Here is a 17,548-nt window from a genome sequence, read left to right as displayed (position 1 = left end):
TGAAAGCTTGCCTATAATCATTAGCTGTCGAATTGTATTTAAAGCCGTGGTCCAATCATGTCCAATACTTCTGGTGCCCTGTATATCCTTTCCGCACCCTCAGGTGCAGGTAAAACTAGCTTAGTAAAAGCGCTCTTGGCTCAAGATGACCAGGTTTGTGTATCTGTGTCCCACACTACGCGAGCGATCAGACAAGGCGAACAAGACGGCGTGGACTATAACTTTGTTGGCCAAGAAGACTTTTCTCGATTGGTGGACCAACAGCAAATGTTAGAGTATGCCACTGTTTTCGAAAATAGTTATGGCACCTCTAGGCAGTGGGTTCAAACTAGCCTTGAACAAGGCCAAGATGTGATCTTAGAAATTGATTGGCAAGGTCGTGATCAAGTGTTGGCTATTTTTCCACACGCCGTTGCCATCACCATATTACCTCCGTCTCAAGTAGCGTTACAAAAGCGATTACAAGGCAGGGGCACCGATAGTGATGTCATTATTGCCAGACGTATGGCAGAAGCTCATAAAGAAATTAGTCAGTACGGTGGTAGTCAATATTTGGTCATCAACGATGACTTTAACCAGGCTTTAGCTGATTTACAGTGCATTTTTACCTGCCGACGCCTAAAAACCCCTCAACAAGCAGTTAATCACCACCAATTATTGGTTGAACTCTTGTCAACAGGTGACTAAATTTTGTACACTAGCGCGTCTGATTTGCGGCTCATATTAGAAGCCGATTCTGCATTGATTATAAATAACAGGTAACCCACATGGCTCGCGTAACCGTAGAAGATTGTTTGGAAAACGTTGACAACCGCTTTGAGCTCATCATGGTGTCCACTAAGCGTGCTCGCCAACTCGCAACAGGCGGCAAAGAAGCCCACATTGAATGGGAAAATGATAAGTGCACAGTAGTCGCTTTGCGCGAGATTGCCGAAGGCTACATTAACGCCAGCATCTTGGACGATCACGACGAGATCAATCAACAGTTTGCTGAGGCCCCAGCAGATCAAGAAGTGCTTGATGAGGTGACGCAAACGGTTGCTGAAGCCAGTGAAGCAGTCGTGCAAGGTAACCCTGATATCGACGAGTAATTATTTGGCTGTTAGTAAAGCCATATTTTGTCCCAAAAAAGAGCCTCTTGGCTCTTTTTTTGTGCATTTTTGTTAATAAATTCAACAAAGTTGCAACAAGGCTGCCCCATTTGTATAATTTTTCAGTTACCATGGAACCATGAACCAAAACGGATGCTAAATTATGCCTACCATTGACGCCCTCGCAGAGCGTCTCGACGAATACCTTGAACCCGCTCAGGTGAAAGCAGTTCGGCGGGCATACTATTATGCCGAGCAGGCCCATGATGGCCAAATGCGCAAAAGTGGTGAAGCCTATGTGTCTCATCCCTTAGCCGTGGCAAGCATCCTTAGTAGTATGCACATGGATCATGAGAGCCTCATGGCAGCGATGCTACATGACGTGATTGAAGATACCCAAGTTGATAAACAAGGTCTTGAAGACCAGTTTGGAATCACCGTTGCCAACTTAGTTGATGGCGTCAGTAAACTCACCCATTTGGAATTTAAGACTCGCGCCGAAAGCCAGGCCCACAATTTTCAAAAGATGGCCATTGCTATGGCCAAAGATATTCGCGTTATATTAGTAAAACTAGCTGACCGTCTGCACAACATGCGCACCATTGGCGCCATGCGCCCCGATAGCCGCCGCCGGATTGCCAAAGAAACGACTGATATTTATGCGCCTATTGCTGGCCGACTGGGTATGCACGATCTAAAAATAGAGCTAGAGGACTTAGCCTTTGCAGCCTACCACCCTATGCGGCATCGATATATAAAGGCAGCGGTAGCAGCGGCTCGTGGAGAACGCAAAGCCCTATTGGAACAAGTACAGATTGCCCTAGAGGATTGTTTAGATCACGATGAACTGCCTGGTGTGATCGGTGGTCGCCAAAAGCATCTGGCTGGCATCTACAATAAAATGCGCGAGCAAAGCAAATCTTTTCGTGAAATTATGGATGTATTTGCCTTTCGTATTGTTACGGACGAGGTAGACACCTGTTACCGTATCTTGGGTGCAGTGCACCACCTCAACCTGTATCGTCCAGTGCCCGGACGTTTTAAAGACTATATTGCAATCCCTAAGTCTAACGGATACCAATCCCTCCATACCACGCTTTATCGTGCTGGCTCAGGGGTACATACCCCTATAGAAATACAGATCCGCACCAAAGAAATGGATGATATTGCTAATCATGGTGTGGCGGAGCACTGGTTCTATAAAAACACCAACAGCCGTGCTCAAAGAGCCCATAATAGTGCCCAACAGTGGATCCAAGAGCTGGTAGAAATGCAAAAACGCTCTGGCAACGCCATGGAGTTTATTAACCACGTGAAGCACGATTTATTCCCAGACGAAGTTTATGTGTTTTCACCTAAAGGTGGCGTATTTTCATTGCCTGCCGGAGCCACTCCTATTGATTTTGCTTACGCAGTGCATACCGACATTGGTAATACCTGTATCGCATGCCGCATCAATCGACGCCTAGCACCATTGAGCCAAAAGTTGGATAGTGGCGACACCATTGAAATTGTCACCACTGCCAGTGCTAAGCCCAATATGAGCTGGCTCAACTTTGTGGCTACGGCGAAAGCAAGTAGTAACATCCGCCACTACTTGAAGCACCAAGCCACTGACGATGCTGTCAACTTGGGACGTCGCTTACTTAACCAAGAGTTAAGTATTAATTCTTTAAGCCTAGAAACCATAGAATCAGTTCGACTAGAGGGCTACATTAGCCAGCATAAGCTTACTGACCTAGACATTTTGCTGGCCGAAATTGGCTCTGGTAAACGTTTGGCCTACATCGTTGCCAACGCTTTGAGCCAAGAAAGCTCTGATATAGACGGTCAAAATAGTGGTATTGGACCGATGGAGATTCATGGAACTGAAGGCATCATGATTCGTTATTCACGATGTTGCCGACCTATTCCTGGGGATAGTATTGTTGGTCATATAAATGCAGGTCATGGCATAGCAGTCCATCGAAACTTTTGTAACAACATTCAAGATATTGGCCGAGACAAAGACAAGACTTTGGCCTTAGTCTGGGCGGAAACAGGCGACCGTGACTTTGATGTGTGCCTTGAGATTGAAGTCTCTGCAAGCCGAGGCATTATTGCCAGTCTCGCTACCAGTGCTGCCAAAGATAATGCCAATGTTGAGAAAATTGACGTGGATGAAAAAGATGCGCGCCTGTCCGTAGTCAACTTAGAAATTTCGGTACTCAATCGAGTTCATTTAGCCCAAGTGATTAAGTCTATGCGAAAAATTCCAGGCGTTATTCGGCTTAATCGCACCTAAAGGGTTAACGCCATGGAAGTAACTCAGCTCAATGGGGTAGGCCCAGCACTTGCCACTAAATTGGACAAGCTTGGATTGCGCAACGTTGAAGATCTTTTGTTTCATTTGCCGATCCGTTATCAAGATCGCACGCGCCTCGTTCCACTGCATTCCCTAAGCCCTAAAATAGCTTGTTTAGTAGAGGGGCAAATTACCAGCTCATCCCTACAACGCGGGCGCCGTGTCAGCTTACGTGTGAGTATTAGCCAAAATGGGGCTAGCCTTGGTCTGCGGTTTATGCACTTTCACGCCCACCAAGCAAAGAGCTTTACTAATGGCCGCAACGTCCGCTGCTTTGGTGAACTCAGACCTGGCCCTCAAGGGTTAGAAATGGTGCACCCTGAATATGTGCTGTTCGATGATGTCCCCCCTACTTTGGCAGATCAGTTAACCCCTATTTACCCAACCACTGAAGGTCTAAGCTTAACTCGAATGGGGCAATTGATTGCATTAGCGTGGCAGCAACTTGAACAAGGCACTCTCATACTCGATGAACTGCTGCCCCAGCAACTCATTAACCAATATCAATTACCTAGCTTACAGGAGAGTTTAAGGCAGTTGCATTATCCACATGTGCACGCAGATCTGCACCTGCTTCAAGATCAAGTCACTCCAGCGAAGTTGAGGTTGGTACTGGAAGAATTAATTGCTCATCAGCTCACTCTGAAACGAGCCAAACAGCAGAATCAAAGATTGCCTGCACCCACGCTTGCCCTAAGCAAGCACTTAGAGCAAGGTTTGATTGAAAATCTACCCTTTGAACTCACCGGTGCCCAACAAAGAGTGTGGCAAGAAGTCGCCACGGACCTTACAACTCCAGTGCCTATGGTTAGAATGGTGCAAGGCGACGTGGGGTCTGGTAAAACTGTGCTGGCTGCTCTCGCTGCTTGCCGGGCCGTTGATCATGGCTGCCAAGTGGCCGTATTAGCGCCGACAGAAATTTTAGCAGAACAACACTTTCACAATTTTAGCCACTGGCTGGAGCCCCTCGGTATTAATGTGGCGTGGCTAACGGGTAAACAAAAAGCGCAAGTAAAGCGTCAATCTCTGGCGGCTATAGCCTCTGGCGAGGGGCAGGTCATCGTGGGCACTCATGCCCTCTTTCAAGAGGCTGTTGAGTACCAACATTTAGGTCTAATCATCATTGATGAACAGCACCGCTTTGGTGTGGCCCAACGCCACAGCCTGGTCAAAAAAGCACCGCCAGGCAAGGGCCTGCACCAGCTAGTAATGACAGCCACTCCAATCCCACGGACGCTAGCTATGAGTGCCTATGGTGACCTTGATCATTCGTTAATTGATGAACTGCCCCCTGGACGTAAGCCCATTAATAGCGTGCTACTCAATAATACTAAACGGGCCGAAGTTATTGAGCGTATTCATTTAGCCTGCAATAGCGGCCAGCAAGTGTATTGGATCTGCCCTCTTATAGAAGCCTCAGAAGTATTGCAATGTGAGGCTGCACAAGACACCGCGGCGCTGCTTACCCAGCAACTTAATAATATCAAAGTGGGTTTAGTGCATGGCCGCTTAAGCAGTGCTGAAAAGGCTGAGGTAATGGCTCAGTTTAAGGCAGGTCATATTCAGTTGTTGGTTGCCACAACTGTGGTTGAGGTAGGTGTTGACGTGCCCAATGCTAATCTAATGGTCATTGATAATGCAGAGCGTTTGGGTTTAGCTCAATTACACCAATTACGCGGCCGCGTGGGTCGTGGGCAAGCCCAGAGCCATTGCTTATTCATGTATCAGGCTCCATTATCAGCAATGGGCAGAGAGCGCTTAGACATTCTGCGTCAATCTAACGACGGCTTTGTAATTGCAGAAAGAGACCTTCAATTACGCGGTCCTGGCGAGGTTCTCGGCACCCGGCAAGCCGGTGCTGTTGGCTTGAGAATTGCAGACTTGATGCGCGATGCTCATCTGCTGCCAGAGGTGAAAGTTATTGCTGAAGGCTATATAAGCTATCCACACAAGACTGAAAAAATCATATCTAGATGGGTAGGGGAAAATCAAGCCTTCGCCAAGGTATAGCCCAGCCGAAGCAAATAAGAAATATATCATCCATATTTGCATACATTTTGCATATTAAGTGCCTTTATGACCTTGAATCGTCTTATATTTGCCAAGTATTGGTTTTAGCGGTTTACAAATGGGCCAAGTTTTCCTATCATCCATCTTCTGAACGGTGTTTATAAGCTGCGTGAATACACAGGTTCCGTAATCCCCAAGTTCAGTGCTAACAATAAAAATATTTTTATAATTTGCTGCACTAAAAATACCAAGCCCTTAGGAGGCTTCTAATATGAAACTAATTAATAAAGTTTTAACTGGCATGGCACTAACAGCTATGACTGCAACAGCTGCCCAAGCTTCAACTCTTGAAGATGTGCGTGCTGCTGGCGAACTAAAGTGTGTTGTAACGACTGGCTTGGCTGGTTTTGCTGCACCTGATGCGAATGGCCGCTGGGAAGGCTTTGATGCCGACTTCTGCCGCGCCGTAGCTGCTGCCGTATTAGGCGATGGCGACAAGGTTAAATTCGTACCTTCTACGGGTAAGACTCGTTTTACTATGTTGAATTCTGGTGAAGGCGATATCTTGTTCCGCAACACTACAGAAACTCTTAGTCGTGACGTTGACTTGAAGCTAAGCTTCTTGCCTGTTAACTTCTACGACGGTCAGGGCTTCATGGTTCCTGCATCTCTAGGCGTTAACTCTGCCCTTGACTTAGATGGCGCTTCTGTATGTATCCAAACAGGTACAACAACAGAATTGAACCTAGCTGACTACTTCCGTGCCAATGGCATGTCGTACGAGCCCGTTCCAATCGAAACTAACGAAGAAGGCTTTACTAACTACGTAGCTGGCCGTTGTGACGTATACACAACTGATGCTTCAGGTCTAGCGTCTACTCGGGCTAAATTTGATGATCCTTCACAGCACGTTGTATTGCCTGAAATCATCTCTAAAGAGCCTTTAGGTGGTGCTGTTCGTCATGGCGATGACCAGTGGCATGACATTGGCAAGTGGGTTGTTAACGCTTTGATCAACGCTGAAGAAATGGGTATTACCCAAGCTAATGCGATGAACCTTGCTGCTAACGTTGGCAACAACCCAGGCATCAACCGTTTGGTTGGTTCTGAAGGTTCTATGGGCGCAATGCTAGGTCTAGATGCCAAGTGGGCTGCACGTGCTGTTGCACAAGGTGGTAACTACGGCGAAATCTACGAGCGTAACGTTGGTCCAAATACTCCTCTACAGATTGGGCGTGGTTTGAACAACTTGTGGAATAACGGTGGTGTTCTTTACGCTGCTCCAATTCGTTAATTAATACGAATTGATCAGTATTAAACTGGGGTGCTAAGGCACCCCAGTTCATTTCTGGAACTTAATGATCTTTGGTTGCTACACCTCTGATTACTAATCAAATGTTAAGTTGGCAGGTTGCCCTTAACTACTGATATCTACGTAGCACGGTTCAATCTATGAGCACTCCAACATCTAGTACTAACCCTCTAATACGTGCTTGGTATGATAAAGAAACCCGTTCAGTCATTGTGCAGATTATCGCCGCCGCACTGATCATTTCATTTTTTGCCTTCATCATTAATAACGCTGTCGTTAACTTATCCAACATTGGCAAAGACATCAATTTTAGCTTCTTATGGGATAATGCCAGCTATGACATCAACCAACACTTAATTGAATACAGTTCCACCTCTAGCCACTTTAGGGCTATGATTGTGGGTCTGATTAATACTCTACTCGTCGCCGTTGCCGGTATTGTGCTTGCCACGATTCTCGGTTTTATCCTAGGCGTTATGCGTTTATCAAGAAACTGGTTAACTCAAAAGATTGCCTACGTGTATATTGAATATATGCGTAACGTTCCAGTTCTACTGCATATTTTGCTACTACATGGTCTGATTGTAACTTCGCTGCCACGCCCAAAAGGTTCTTACAATTTTGGCGATACCTTTTTCTTAAATAATCGTGGTTTCCAAATGCCCAGCCCTGAGTTCCAGTCTTTATTTTGGATAGTGGGTGGCTTTGTGGTTGCCGGCTTGGCTTTTGCTTGGTGGTTTAGCCGCTATGCACAAAATGTTCAAGACACAACGGGTAAGGCATACCCAGTGGCACTCATTAATTTAGCAGCCATCATATTGATACCCTTAATTGTTTACTTTGCCTTAGGCAGTCCTATTGAATGGGATGTACCTGCACTTAAAGGTTTTAACTTTAAAGGTGGCATGGTGGTTCGCCCTGAATTTATCGCACTATGGCTCGCTTTGTCTCTTTACACGGCCGCCTTTATTGGCGAAATCGTGCGCGCGGGTATCGTGGCTATTGATCATGGACAGACTGAGGCAGCCCAAGCGTTGGGGATTTCTAACAGTCAAGTGCTTAAGTTGGTCGTTATTCCACAAGGATTGCGAGTGATTATTCCACCACTGACAAGCCAGTACTTAAATCTAGCTAAGAATTCATCATTGGCGCTGGCTATTGGTTATATGGATATCGTGGCCACAATTGGCGGTATTTCTCTTAACCAAACAGGCCGAGAAATGGAATGTATGCTTATAGTCATGGCTATTTACTTGGTTATTTCCTTGCTCATATCCTCTGGTATGAACTGGTACAACAATCGCATGAAACTGGTGGAACGTTAAGGTATAAATGACTATGACTAAACAAACTTATGCACCTGGTACGCACCCTAGCCTGCCCGCACCAATTAGCACCACTGGATTGATATACTGGTTGAGGGTAAATTTATTTTCTTCAGTGGCTAATTCCATCATCACTTTGGTGTCCCTTTATCTTTTGTACCTAGCCCTTCCCGCATCTATTAATTGGCTTTTCTTAGACGCCACTTATGTTGGGGAAACACGCAAAGACTGCGCTCCAGATGGAGCCTGCCTCGCTTTTATTGGAGAGCGTTTTAACCTGTTTGTGTATGGTTTCTACCCCGAGCACCTGCGCTGGCGTGTTAACTTAGCCACCATCCTGCTTGCCGTTGCCGGTGCAGCAGTCTTATGGGACAGCATACCTGCGCGCAAATACATGTTGCGGTTCGCCTTAGTCTATCCCTTTATTGGCGCTTGGTTACTCAGCGGAGGCTTTGGCCTCGAGCATGTCGGCACCCACCTATTTGGTGGCCTTATGCTTACGTTGACGATTGGAGTGACTGGCATTGTAGGCTCTTTACCTTTGGGTATTTTGCTGGCTTTGGGGCGTCAATCTAATCTGCCGATCATCAAATACTTTTGCGTCGGTTTTATTGAATTCATCCGTGGCGTACCTTTGATCACTTTACTGTTTGTAGCCTCAACCATGCTGAGTTATTTCTTGCCTCCTGGCACCACCTTCGACTTATTGATGCGGGTGCTTATTATGGTGACCTTGTTTGCTTCAGCCTATATGGCTGAGGTCATCCGCGGTGGCTTACAGGCATTGCCAAAAGGACAGTTAGAGGCAGCAGAGTCCCTCGGCTTAAACTACTCTCAAGCAATGCGCTTCATTATTTTGCCACAGGCTTTGAAAATCTCAATCCCAGGGATCGTCAATACCTTTATTGGTTTATACAAAGATAGTACATTGGTTATCGTCATCGGTTTATTGGACCCCCTCGGTATTGGTAGGGCTTCTGTAGCTGACTCAGCGTGGTTAGGCTTGTCTACTGAAGTGTACCTTTTCGTTGCTATATTCTTCTTTATTTCGTGTTTTGCAATGGCTCGTTACTCACTTTATTTAGAGAACAAGCTCAATACTGGCCACAAGCGATAACCACTAATTTTAAGAGTTTAAGAACATGTCAGAATCAAAAAGTAAATTGAATAACGATCTGTGTATTGAAATTCGTAACATGAACAAGTGGTATGGCGACTTCCACGTGCTCAAAAACATTAACCTTGAGGTCACTCGAGGTGAAAAGATTGTCATTTGTGGACCCTCCGGTTCTGGAAAATCGACTTTGATTCGGTGTATTAACCGATTAGAGGAACACCAACAGGGTGACATCGTTGTTGATGGCACTGAGTTAACAAACGACCTTAAGAACATTGATGCCGTGCGCCGTGAAGTGGGCATGGTATTTCAACACTTTAACTTGTTCCCGCATCTAACGGTCCGAGAAAACTGTACTTTGGCGCCAATTTGGGTCCGTAAAACACCCAAGGCAGAGGCCGAAGCGACTGCTATGGAGTTTCTAGAGCGAGTCAAGATTCCTGAGCAAGCCGACAAATACCCGGGTCAGCTTTCAGGTGGCCAACAACAGCGTGTGGCGATTGCCCGCTCTTTGTGTATGCGCCCCAACATTATGTTATTTGATGAGCCCACCTCGGCGCTTGACCCAGAGATGATCAAGGAAGTGCTTGATACTATGGTTTCGTTAGCTGAAGAGGGTATCACTATGCTGTGTGTGACCCACGAAATGGGCTTTGCCAAGCAGGTTGCAGACCGAGTGATCTTTATGGACGAAGGTGAGATCATTGAGTCCAATACGCCTCACGAATTCTTTGATAATCCACAACATGACCGTACCAAGTTGTTCTTGAGTCAGATTTTAGGTCATTAAAACAGCCTTAGACTAGTGCTCACCTTCTGGTGGGCACCATAAGGTTGCCTTTCTATTGCTTTTCTCTACGTCTTTGAAATTATGTCGTTGCAACAACACCTTGCCATTATTGAACAACAATTAGGACGCCCACCAAGAGCCTTAAAGGCCATCGCTGCGAGTTCTAACAGTGGTGTACCCTTGGTGCTAAAAATGCACCCCTTAATGGACAATAAGCCTTTTCCAACCTTATATTGGTTGAGTTCAAAAGATCTTCACAAAGCCATTAGCCAGATAGAAATGACTGGCATGGTCAAACAACTCGAACAACAGTTGCAAGGCGACCCAAAGTGGATGGCTGCCTACCAAGAAAATCAAAGAGCCTATGTGGCTGAACGCTGGGCTAATTGTTCTGCCCAAGACCTAAAGCAACTTGCGCAGTTGGGTTATACCGCTTTGTTTGATACCTATGGCATTGGGGGCTTAAGAGATTGGCAGCAGATTCGCTGCCTACACATGCAGTATGCCCATCACCTCTGTGGTCATAATGTCATTGGTCAGTGGCTAGACGAGCATTATGGTCTTAATGAGTTAACCATTAGCCTTTAAAGACCTTCTCCAAGGTCCTGAAACTGCCCTTCAGCACGATTTTTCACGACTCGATCAACGTCATATATCCGACCATTCATGCACAGGTACACGCCTTCTGAGAGCGTCTGTACCGCTGCCACTGCCACACCTAGATTGAAATCTGCATCAGTTAGCTTCATGATCGCTGGTTGCATAGCGCCCATAATGACAATGGTTTTATGCGCCGCCTGGTTTAGGACTTGGCCTGTCTCTACCATGGTGTCAGTGCCGTGGGTAATGATCACGTGTTTGCCACTATGGTCCTGCACCACAGATAGTATTTCTTGACGATCAGCATCGGTCATCTCTAAGCTGTCTTTGGAGATCATCTGCCTGACCTCAAAATCAAAATTAACCTTAACCCGTTGTAAAATTTCCGTAGCGGCAGGTGTACCAATTTGATAGTCACTGAGGGCATCAAAATACACCTTATCGATGGTGCCACCAATAGCAAGAACCAGTAATTTCATAAAACTTTTCCTATTTACCCCAGGGGCAGAGTGATTCGACCTGCTGACGGCCAAGTTTATTCAATGTTTTTATATTATCTTCATAAATCTGTTCAGGGTCCACAACGTGAGCTAGCGCTTTAGTCATTTGAGCTTGTCGTAGAAGGTGTATGGTCGGATATGGTGAGCGATTAGTAAAGTGGCTAAGATCATCAGCCGCCACACCCTCAAATTGATACTGCGGATGAAAGGATGCTAATTGCACATGCTCTGTCAGTTCTGCCTGCTCTAATAGCTGCTGAAACCAATTGAGTAGGTCGAGGTAATCATCGAACACTGCTAGGCCTTGGGGGAACATGAGTAAGCTAGTGGCAATGTCATTTTCATCAGCCCCTAGCAGGCGCTGTAACTCATGCACATAGAACTGCTTTAATTGGGCATCAGTGTTGGCATCACAAATAGCATAATACACTTGGTCTTGGGCTAAGACGCTATGTGAAAACGGGCATAGATTTAATCCAATCACCATTTGGTCAAGCCATCGACGCGTGTTTTTAACTATATCTTGGTGCGCTATTGATAGTGTCTTAGGGCTAAACTTATTGATACAATAGCTCCTTTATTGTTTGCATAATTAATGAGCTTACTGTGCCCATATTTCTAGTTCATGCGCAACAGCCATATCCATCGACTTGGCGCAGTTATAGGCGTCCATTGTGTCATACCGTACCACGCCATTGGCAGGCATGGCTGCAGGATAAAGGTTCTTTGACACAGCGCCTTGTGCATGCCAGTAATGGTCAGTTTTCAGTGCGCGTGGTTCGTAACCAATGGGGTATTCCTAGCGCGTCTGAGGCTAAAATACTTAAACTTAAACCACGCCAGCGCGCTATTATTCGCGAAGTTGAATTACTCTGTCACGGCCAAGTGTGGGTGTGTGCCCGCAGTATTATACCCCACGGCACACTGACTGGCAGACTCAGACGATTTAAAAATATCGGTGACAAGCCCTTAGGCGCTTTATTATTTAAGCACCCCAATATGGTGCGTGGCCCATTGCAGGTAACCTGCCTCATTCAACAGCCAAGCCTGCAACAACATTGGGCCCGCCGCTCAGTATTTTATTTAGACGATAAAGGCATCTTAGTGACCGAAGTCTTTATGCCTCCCATGGCGACTATATCCCCGCAAGACGTTTAGCAATGATTATTTGTAACTGAATAAAGAGTTGTTGATAGGCCTCAAGTCCACAGTGTAAGGGATCTAATAGCTCTTGTTCGCCAGCCATTAACTGGTATCGAGGGCGACGATTAAAAGCTAACTTGATGCCCAACTGCATGGCCACATCTAAGTGCTCTTGGGTCATCCCCCATACGTCTTCGGCCCATTCCAAGTCTGACATGGTAAGTATTTGGCTAGTACCCTGCCAATGAATATTGGCTGCCTTTAGTACGCTAAGCGCTTCTGGTGTGGTAGGGTCATCTGCGTTAGCGCGGATACCACGGGACTTAATATTTAGGCCAAGGCCCTGTGACTGGTTCCGCGCTTGCAGCATGGCATGAGCCATTTGCGAGCGGCAGGTGTTGCCAGTGCATATTAATAACAACTTATGAGTTTTTATAGTCATGATAAAGGCTTTCGGCAGCGTCAGTAAAGGCGCTTATGTTAGCATGGGTGTTTTATTATTGGTTAAGGTGTTGTGGTGATTTTGTCTATGTCCCGTTGGCCCCATTTCAAAAGCCTCATGCGTCTGGACCGGCCAGTGGGCACTTATCTGCTATTATGGCCCACCCTATGGGGACTCTGGTTAGCAGCTCACGGCATACCAAAGCTTGATGTGTTGATTATATTTGTTGCTGGTGTGGTTTTGATGCGAGCCGCGGGTTGCGTTATTAATGATTATGCTGATCGACATGTTGATGGCCATGTTGAACGTACTAAAGGAAGGCCATTGGCCATGGGCCTAGTGACATCCAAAGAAGCTTTGGGATTATTTTTTGGCCTGTGTGGTGTGGCTTTTATACTCGTCTTATTAACCAACATCTATACCATCGTGTTGGCGATCGCAGCGCTTGCGTTAGCCGCCATCTATCCCTTTATGAAGCGCTATACTCATTGGCCCCAGGCGGTTTTAGGGGTGGCTTTTGCCATGGCGATACCCATGGGCTTTACTGCTCAAACGCAGGCTACCGGACTTACAGCATGGCTAACCTTCATGGCAGCGATCTGCATGACCATTGCCTACGATACCTATTACGCTATGGTTGACCGAGAAGATGATTTGAGAATTGGTATCAAATCAACGGCTGTATTATTTGGTAGTTGGGATCTCACTATTATCGCAGTGTTTCAGTGTTTGTGTGTGGGCTTATTGGCAGTGGTGGGGCAGATTAACCAATTAGGTGTTGCCTTTCACCTAGGGTTAAGTGTGATGGCAGTACTATTTATCTACCAACATTGGCTAGGCCGTAGTCGCCTTAATACTAATTATTTCAAGGCTTTTATTAATAGCCACTGGGCGGCTTTGAGTGTTTGGCTCGGTCTATTGATCGATTATGGCTAAAGTCTCATGCTCTGCCACATAGAGTGCAGTAGCGCCTGCTACAGCAATAGGCATGGCAAAGAAATTGAGCAAAGGGATCATGAGCAAGATCGACACGCCACCACCAAATCCTAGGTGCAACAAACGCTGCTGGTTCAAGCTTCGCCGCATGGCCCGAAAGCTGAGTCCGTTGTTGTCCATGGGGTAGTCAATGTATTGAATCACCATCATCCAAGCTCCAAATACCAACCACAATAATGCGACAATGACGTTAAGGACAGGAATGAACAAACTGAAGGCGCTCAGTACTACAAGCACTAACAGTCTGGGTAGATAGTAAGTTAACTTACTTATTTCTCGGCCTAGTGAGCGAGGAATACTCGCCATTATCGCCCCCAAGCTTGATTCTCCAAGGTCTTGTCCCGTCAAATGTAGCTGAACTTTTTCTGCCAGTAGTCCATTGAGCGGGGCGGCAATGAAGTTAGCTAGCAAGTTAAAACCAAAGAATACTGCTACCCCAAATAAAAGTATAAATAACACCCATAAAATCCAAGTAATGCCACTCAACCAGTTAGGTAACCAAGACACAACGCCGTCCATCCAACCACTGACGAAAAATATAAGCACTGCTAGACCAATAGCAAACATGAGTACGTTCACCAATAAGGGCAGCAAGACAAATAGTCTAAGGCCGGGGTGTGAAAGTAGTTTTGCGCCCTGAAAGACGTATCGAAATCCGGTAACCAATGGCATGATGTGTTCTCTTTTAACTTCTGCTTTAAAACTGGGGTTTTGAGGTTGGGGGAGTTTAAAGGCTTGGGTCTGGCCACAATCGAGGTCGCGCTGGGTCTAGCTTATTGATACGCTACCTTTGGTAGAAATTGTGGTATTACGAAATTCACCTAAGGCCCGCTAATGGCCTAGTTTAGTGACCCCGTAGCCATAAAAAAAGATTAGCCATGGGCCATGCTAATGCCAATATTACTCACACCATCAGCCATAGACATCGACTTAAGCTGGTCTATTTGGGATGATTTGGCCACATTTTGTGACATCAAAAGTCCCATGACATCGGCTTGAAAGGCCAATTCCTGCACCATCAAGTCATGAGTTGAAATGTGGCGAATCAATTGTTCATCACTCAGGTCGTCCTCTGCATGTAATTCAACAAACTTAGCCACACTCTCACGGGACAAGTGAGCTACACTTGCCGCATCTTCGTAACTGGCATGAGACACACAGTGCAAGGTTGCCATTAATGCCACAAGGGCATCAAAGGCTAGTCCTGCGCCAAAGCTTTCATCTTCTTCGTTATGGATGATCGCTTCTACCTTGGAGAGTTGGGTCTCTGCGTTCATATTGCCACGCAGGGACAATTGCTTCCATACTTGATCTAGAGCAGTCCTAGCGATGGACACTTGGCTCGCTTCTAACAAACTATCGTATAACGCATAGTGAGGGAAAATACGTTCGCAAAGTGCTGCAGAGAAAGCAGTTTGTTGCCAATCTTGCATGTCTTTCAGTGGTGCATATAACTCATCGAAGTACATAATGTTTCTCCAATCTAACCATTTGACTATCAGTATAAAGGGTTATTGCGCTAGGGTCATGGCCTAAGGTAAGCGGCACTTGACCCGAGCTAGCCCCTAGCTACGGCGATGGCAGCAATCATTATGCCACCGCCAAGGGCTCGTGAAATGACCTTAGACCAAGATGACTGGCCGATGTAATTAAATAGACGACGGCCCATTAAGCCATAGCTAATCATCACTGTGCCTAGGCATAACATTTTTAAAGCCCCAAAATACACAATGTCGTGGACAAAATAATCTGGCCGTGTGAATTGTGGAAATAGGGCCATAAAAAACAATAAGGCTTTAGGGTTCGCTAATGAGGTTAGCATACCTTGGCGGTAGCTAGACCAAATACTTTTATATTCCTGTGCCTGTGGGTTTTCAGGCGCATGAGCGGTGCTAATACCATAGCGCATTATTTTATAAGCTAAATACATTAAATAAGCAGCGCCAAGGTATCGTAAGCTGTTAAATACCACAGGGTTTTGAGTTAATACTAGGCCTAAACCTGTGGCCACCAAGCTAATCCAGATAATATTGGATGTTAACAGGCCCATCGTCCCCGCAATGGCATTACGGAAACTGAAGGCAGATTGGTAAAGGATAAACAGAACACCAGGCCCAGGGGTCACTTCTAAGAATAAAGTAATGGCTAGAAACTTTAGGGTGGACTCGAGCATTAGTGGCATCCTGAGTGTTAGCATAATTCAAACACTTAAGGTCATGGCTTTTAACATCATAACTTTAAGCGCCCAATAAAAAAGCCCCAGTGCGTGAGCATTGAGGCTTTCTTATTAAATGAGGTGCTTGGCGATGACCTACTCTCACATGGGGAAACCCCACACTACCATCGGCGCTAAAACGTTTCACTTCTGAGTTCGGAATGGGGTCAGGTGGTTCCATCTCGCTATGGTCGCCAAGCAAAAAAGGTGAATGAAGATCAATCAATCCTACAATCAATCTACATCCTTGAATCTGTGATATCCACTGTCTAGGTCCTACATCATGCGCTTATCAAGCACTTATCCTTCGTAAACTTAATCGTACTTCTTCGCTTGTACAACGCTTTTGGCGTTATATGGTCAAGCCTCACGAGCAATTAGTATTGGTTAGCTCAACACGTTACCGTGCTTACACACCCAACCTATCAACGTCCTAGTCTTGAACGGCTCTTTAGGGACTTAAAGTCCTGTGAGATCTCATCTTGAAGGGGGCTTCCCGCTTAGATGCTTTCAGCGGTTATCCTGTCCGAACGTAGCTACCCGGCAATGCCACTGGCGTGACAACCGGAACACCAGAGGTTCGTTCACTCCGGTCCTCTCGTACTAGGAGCAACTCTTCTCAAATCTCAAACGTCCACGGCAGATAGGGACCGAACTGTCTCACGACGTTCTAAACCCAGCTCGCGTACCACTTTAAATGGCGAACAGCCATACCCTTGGGACCGGCTTCAGCCCCAGGATGTGATGAGCCGACATCGAGGTGCCAAACACCGCCGTCGATGTGAACTCTTGGGCGGTATCAGCCTGTTATCCCCGGAGTACCTTTTATCCGTTGAGCGATGGCCCTTCCATTCAGAACCACCGGATCACTATGACCTACTTTCGTATCTGCTCGACGTGTCTGTCTCGCAGTTAAGCATGCTTATGCCATTGCACTAACCTCATGATTTCCGACCATGATTAGCATACCTTCGTGCTCCTCCGTTACTCTTTGGGAGGAGACCGCCCCAGTCAAACTACCCACCACACAGTGTCCTCGATCCGGATTACGGACCTGAGTTAGAACCTCAAACATACCAGGGTGGTATTTCAAGTTTGGCTCCACTGAGACTAGCGTCCCAGTTTCAAAGCCTCCCACCTATCCTACACAAATAGGTTCAAAGTTCACTGTGAAGCTATAGTAAAGGTTCACGGGGTCTTTCCGTCTAGCCGCGGATACACTGCATCTTAACAGCGATTTCAATTTCACTGAGTCTCGGGTGGAGACAGTGTGGCCGTCGTTACGCCATTCGTGCAGGTCGGAACTTACCCGACAAGGAATTTCGCTACCTTAGGACCGTTATAGTTACGGCCGCCGTTTACCGGGGCTTCGATCAAGAGCTTCGCCGAAGCTAACCCCATCAATTAACCTTCCGGCACCGGGCAGGCGTCACACCGTATACGTCCACTTTCGTGTTTGCACAGTGCTGTGTTTTTAATAAACAGTCGCAGCCACCTGGTATCTTCGGCCGCCAACAGCTTAGGGAGCAAGTCCCATCACCATCAGCGGCGTACCTTCTCCCGAAGTTACGGTACCATTTTGCCTAGTTCCTTCACCCGAGTTCTCTCAAGCGCCTTGGTATTCTCTACCTGACCACCTGTGTCGGTTTGGGGTACGGTCACT

At 46.4% G+C, this 17,548-nt stretch carries 17 protein-coding genes and 2 rRNA genes (1 of these 19 only partly in view); 11 read left to right on the top strand and 8 right to left on the bottom strand.

Going from position 1 to position 17,548, the window contains the following annotated elements; genetic code table 11:
- Window positions 1-57: 57 nt before the first annotated feature.
- The 9 genes from gmk to ABXT59_RS00280 all read left to right on the top strand — a co-directional run bounded on the left by gmk (window position 58) and on the right by ABXT59_RS00280 (window position 10,577).
- Window positions 58-687, top strand: coding sequence for a guanylate kinase (gene gmk, locus ABXT59_RS00320; RefSeq protein ID WP_443636934.1), 630 nt, complete (start codon window positions 58-60; stop codon window positions 685-687).
- An 80-nt stretch (window positions 688-767) separates the two neighbouring features.
- Window positions 768-1,091, top strand: coding sequence for a DNA-directed RNA polymerase subunit omega (gene rpoZ / locus ABXT59_RS00315; protein ID WP_443636932.1), 324 nt, complete (start codon window positions 768-770; stop codon window positions 1,089-1,091).
- Window positions 1,092-1,254: 163 nt separating this feature from the next.
- Window positions 1,255-3,375, top strand: a complete 2,121-nt coding sequence (locus ABXT59_RS00310; protein WP_443636931.1) for a RelA/SpoT family protein — start codon at window positions 1,255-1,257, stop codon at window positions 3,373-3,375.
- 12 nt (window positions 3,376-3,387) lie between these two features.
- Complete coding sequence (gene recG, locus ABXT59_RS00305) at window positions 3,388-5,445, top strand: ATP-dependent DNA helicase RecG (RefSeq protein ID WP_443636930.1); 2,058 nt, start codon at window positions 3,388-3,390, stop codon at window positions 5,443-5,445.
- A gap of 271 nt (window positions 5,446-5,716) precedes the next feature.
- Window positions 5,717-6,739, top strand: a complete 1,023-nt coding sequence (locus ABXT59_RS00300; RefSeq protein WP_443636929.1) for an amino acid ABC transporter substrate-binding protein — start codon at window positions 5,717-5,719, stop codon at window positions 6,737-6,739.
- Between the two features lie 158 nt (window positions 6,740-6,897).
- Window positions 6,898-8,082 carry an amino acid ABC transporter permease gene (locus tag ABXT59_RS00295; protein WP_443636928.1) on the top strand — a complete coding sequence of 395 codons (1,185 nt, stop codon included), beginning with the start codon at window positions 6,898-6,900 and terminating at the stop codon, window positions 8,080-8,082.
- Between the two features lie 7 nt (window positions 8,083-8,089).
- Entirely contained in the window at window positions 8,090-9,199 is a 1,110-nt protein-coding gene (locus ABXT59_RS00290) for an amino acid ABC transporter permease (RefSeq protein WP_443636927.1), read from the top strand.
- 25 nt (window positions 9,200-9,224) lie between these two features.
- The gene (locus ABXT59_RS00285; RefSeq protein WP_443636926.1) at window positions 9,225-9,989 is read left to right on the top strand and encodes an amino acid ABC transporter ATP-binding protein; all 765 of its coding nucleotides are present in this window, start codon (window positions 9,225-9,227) and stop codon (window positions 9,987-9,989) included.
- 81 nt (window positions 9,990-10,070) lie between these two features.
- Window positions 10,071-10,577, top strand: coding sequence for a DUF501 domain-containing protein (locus ABXT59_RS00280; protein WP_443636924.1), 507 nt, complete (start codon window positions 10,071-10,073; stop codon window positions 10,575-10,577).
- On the opposite strand, the gene ABXT59_RS00275 is transcribed toward ABXT59_RS00280, so the two are convergent.
- Together ABXT59_RS00275 and ABXT59_RS00270 are read right to left on the bottom strand one after the other, a co-directional pair.
- Window positions 10,574-11,068 (bottom strand): asparaginase domain-containing protein, encoded by a 495-nt coding sequence (locus ABXT59_RS00275; protein ID WP_443636923.1) that lies wholly within the window; start codon window positions 11,066-11,068, stop codon window positions 10,574-10,576. The genes ABXT59_RS00280 and ABXT59_RS00275 overlap by 4 nt on opposite strands.
- 10 nt (window positions 11,069-11,078) lie before the next feature.
- Complete coding sequence (locus tag ABXT59_RS00270; RefSeq protein WP_443638524.1) at window positions 11,079-11,609, bottom strand: DUF1415 domain-containing protein; 531 nt, start codon at window positions 11,607-11,609, stop codon at window positions 11,079-11,081.
- Window positions 11,610-11,695: 86 nt separating this feature from the next.
- Between ABXT59_RS00270 and ABXT59_RS00265 the strand changes: the two genes are divergently transcribed.
- Window positions 11,696-12,247, top strand: a complete 552-nt coding sequence (locus ABXT59_RS00265; protein WP_443636921.1) for a chorismate--pyruvate lyase family protein — start codon at window positions 11,696-11,698, stop codon at window positions 12,245-12,247.
- Here the strand turns inward: ABXT59_RS00265 and ABXT59_RS00260 are convergent.
- Complete coding sequence (locus ABXT59_RS00260; RefSeq protein WP_443636919.1) at window positions 12,225-12,674, bottom strand: arsenate reductase/protein-tyrosine-phosphatase family protein; 450 nt, start codon at window positions 12,672-12,674, stop codon at window positions 12,225-12,227. The two genes, ABXT59_RS00265 and ABXT59_RS00260, sit on opposite strands and share 23 nt — an antisense overlap.
- A gap of 87 nt (window positions 12,675-12,761) precedes the next feature.
- On the opposite strand from ABXT59_RS00260, the gene ubiA reads away from it, so the two are divergent.
- A complete protein-coding gene (ubiA, locus tag ABXT59_RS00255; protein ID WP_443636917.1) occupies window positions 12,762-13,610 on the top strand; it encodes a 4-hydroxybenzoate octaprenyltransferase in 849 nt (282 codons plus the stop codon).
- On the opposite strand, the gene cysZ is transcribed toward ubiA, so the two are convergent.
- From cysZ to ABXT59_RS00230, 5 genes are all read right to left on the bottom strand, one after another.
- Window positions 13,590-14,342 (bottom strand): sulfate transporter CysZ, encoded by a 753-nt coding sequence (cysZ, locus tag ABXT59_RS00250; RefSeq protein WP_443636916.1) that lies wholly within the window; start codon window positions 14,340-14,342, stop codon window positions 13,590-13,592. The two genes, ubiA and cysZ, sit on opposite strands and share 21 nt — an antisense overlap.
- Before the next feature lie 200 nt (window positions 14,343-14,542).
- Complete coding sequence (locus ABXT59_RS00245) at window positions 14,543-15,139, bottom strand: DUF416 family protein (protein ID WP_443636915.1); 597 nt, start codon at window positions 15,137-15,139, stop codon at window positions 14,543-14,545.
- An 89-nt stretch (window positions 15,140-15,228) separates the two neighbouring features.
- Window positions 15,229-15,843 carry a LysE family translocator gene (locus tag ABXT59_RS00240; protein WP_443636914.1) on the bottom strand — a complete coding sequence of 205 codons (615 nt, stop codon included), beginning with the start codon at window positions 15,841-15,843 and terminating at the stop codon, window positions 15,229-15,231.
- Between the two features lie 125 nt (window positions 15,844-15,968).
- Window positions 15,969-16,084: ribosomal RNA gene (rrf, locus tag ABXT59_RS00235) — 5S ribosomal RNA — on the bottom strand.
- 157 nt (window positions 16,085-16,241) lie between these two features.
- A 23S ribosomal RNA gene (locus ABXT59_RS00230) occupies window positions 16,242-17,548 on the bottom strand; it runs 1,582 nt beyond the window's last position.

Source organism: Candidatus Njordibacter sp. Uisw_058 (assembly GCF_047730065.1).
Taxonomy (GTDB): Bacteria; Pseudomonadota; Gammaproteobacteria; order Pseudomonadales; family Balneatricaceae; genus Njordibacter.
The sequence above is the reverse complement of the archived record's forward strand: the minus strand, read 5'-3'. Positions and strand labels throughout refer to the sequence as shown.

Bases quoted from the DNA above. Each gene is read 5' to 3' on its own strand.
- ABXT59_RS00280 (WP_443636924.1), top strand. From the start codon at position 10,071: ATGTCGTTGCAACAACACCTTGCCATTATTGAACAACAATTAGGACGC.
- cysZ (WP_443636916.1), bottom strand. From the start codon at position 14,342: ATGCCATTGGTTACCGGATTTCGATACGTCTTTCAGGGCGCAAAACTA.
- gmk (WP_443636934.1), top strand. From the start codon at position 58: ATGTCCAATACTTCTGGTGCCCTGTATATCCTTTCCGCACCCTCAGGT.
- ABXT59_RS00245 (WP_443636915.1), bottom strand. From the start codon at position 15,139: ATGTACTTCGATGAGTTATATGCACCACTGAAAGACATGCAAGATTGG.
- ABXT59_RS00290 (WP_443636927.1), top strand. From the start codon at position 8,090: ATGACTATGACTAAACAAACTTATGCACCTGGTACGCACCCTAGCCTG.
- recG (WP_443636930.1), top strand. From the start codon at position 3,388: ATGGAAGTAACTCAGCTCAATGGGGTAGGCCCAGCACTTGCCACTAAA.
- ABXT59_RS00260 (WP_443636919.1), bottom strand. From the start codon at position 12,674: ATGACTATAAAAACTCATAAGTTGTTATTAATATGCACTGGCAACACC.
- ABXT59_RS00240 (WP_443636914.1), bottom strand. From the start codon at position 15,843: ATGCTCGAGTCCACCCTAAAGTTTCTAGCCATTACTTTATTCTTAGAA.
- ABXT59_RS00295 (WP_443636928.1), top strand. From the start codon at position 6,898: ATGAGCACTCCAACATCTAGTACTAACCCTCTAATACGTGCTTGGTAT.
- ABXT59_RS00285 (WP_443636926.1), top strand. From the start codon at position 9,225: ATGTCAGAATCAAAAAGTAAATTGAATAACGATCTGTGTATTGAAATT.
- ABXT59_RS00300 (WP_443636929.1), top strand. From the start codon at position 5,717: ATGAAACTAATTAATAAAGTTTTAACTGGCATGGCACTAACAGCTATG.
- ABXT59_RS00310 (WP_443636931.1), top strand. From the start codon at position 1,255: ATGCCTACCATTGACGCCCTCGCAGAGCGTCTCGACGAATACCTTGAA.
- ubiA (WP_443636917.1), top strand. From the start codon at position 12,762: ATGTCCCGTTGGCCCCATTTCAAAAGCCTCATGCGTCTGGACCGGCCA.
- rpoZ (WP_443636932.1), top strand. From the start codon at position 768: ATGGCTCGCGTAACCGTAGAAGATTGTTTGGAAAACGTTGACAACCGC.
- ABXT59_RS00275 (WP_443636923.1), bottom strand. From the start codon at position 11,068: ATGAAATTACTGGTTCTTGCTATTGGTGGCACCATCGATAAGGTGTAT.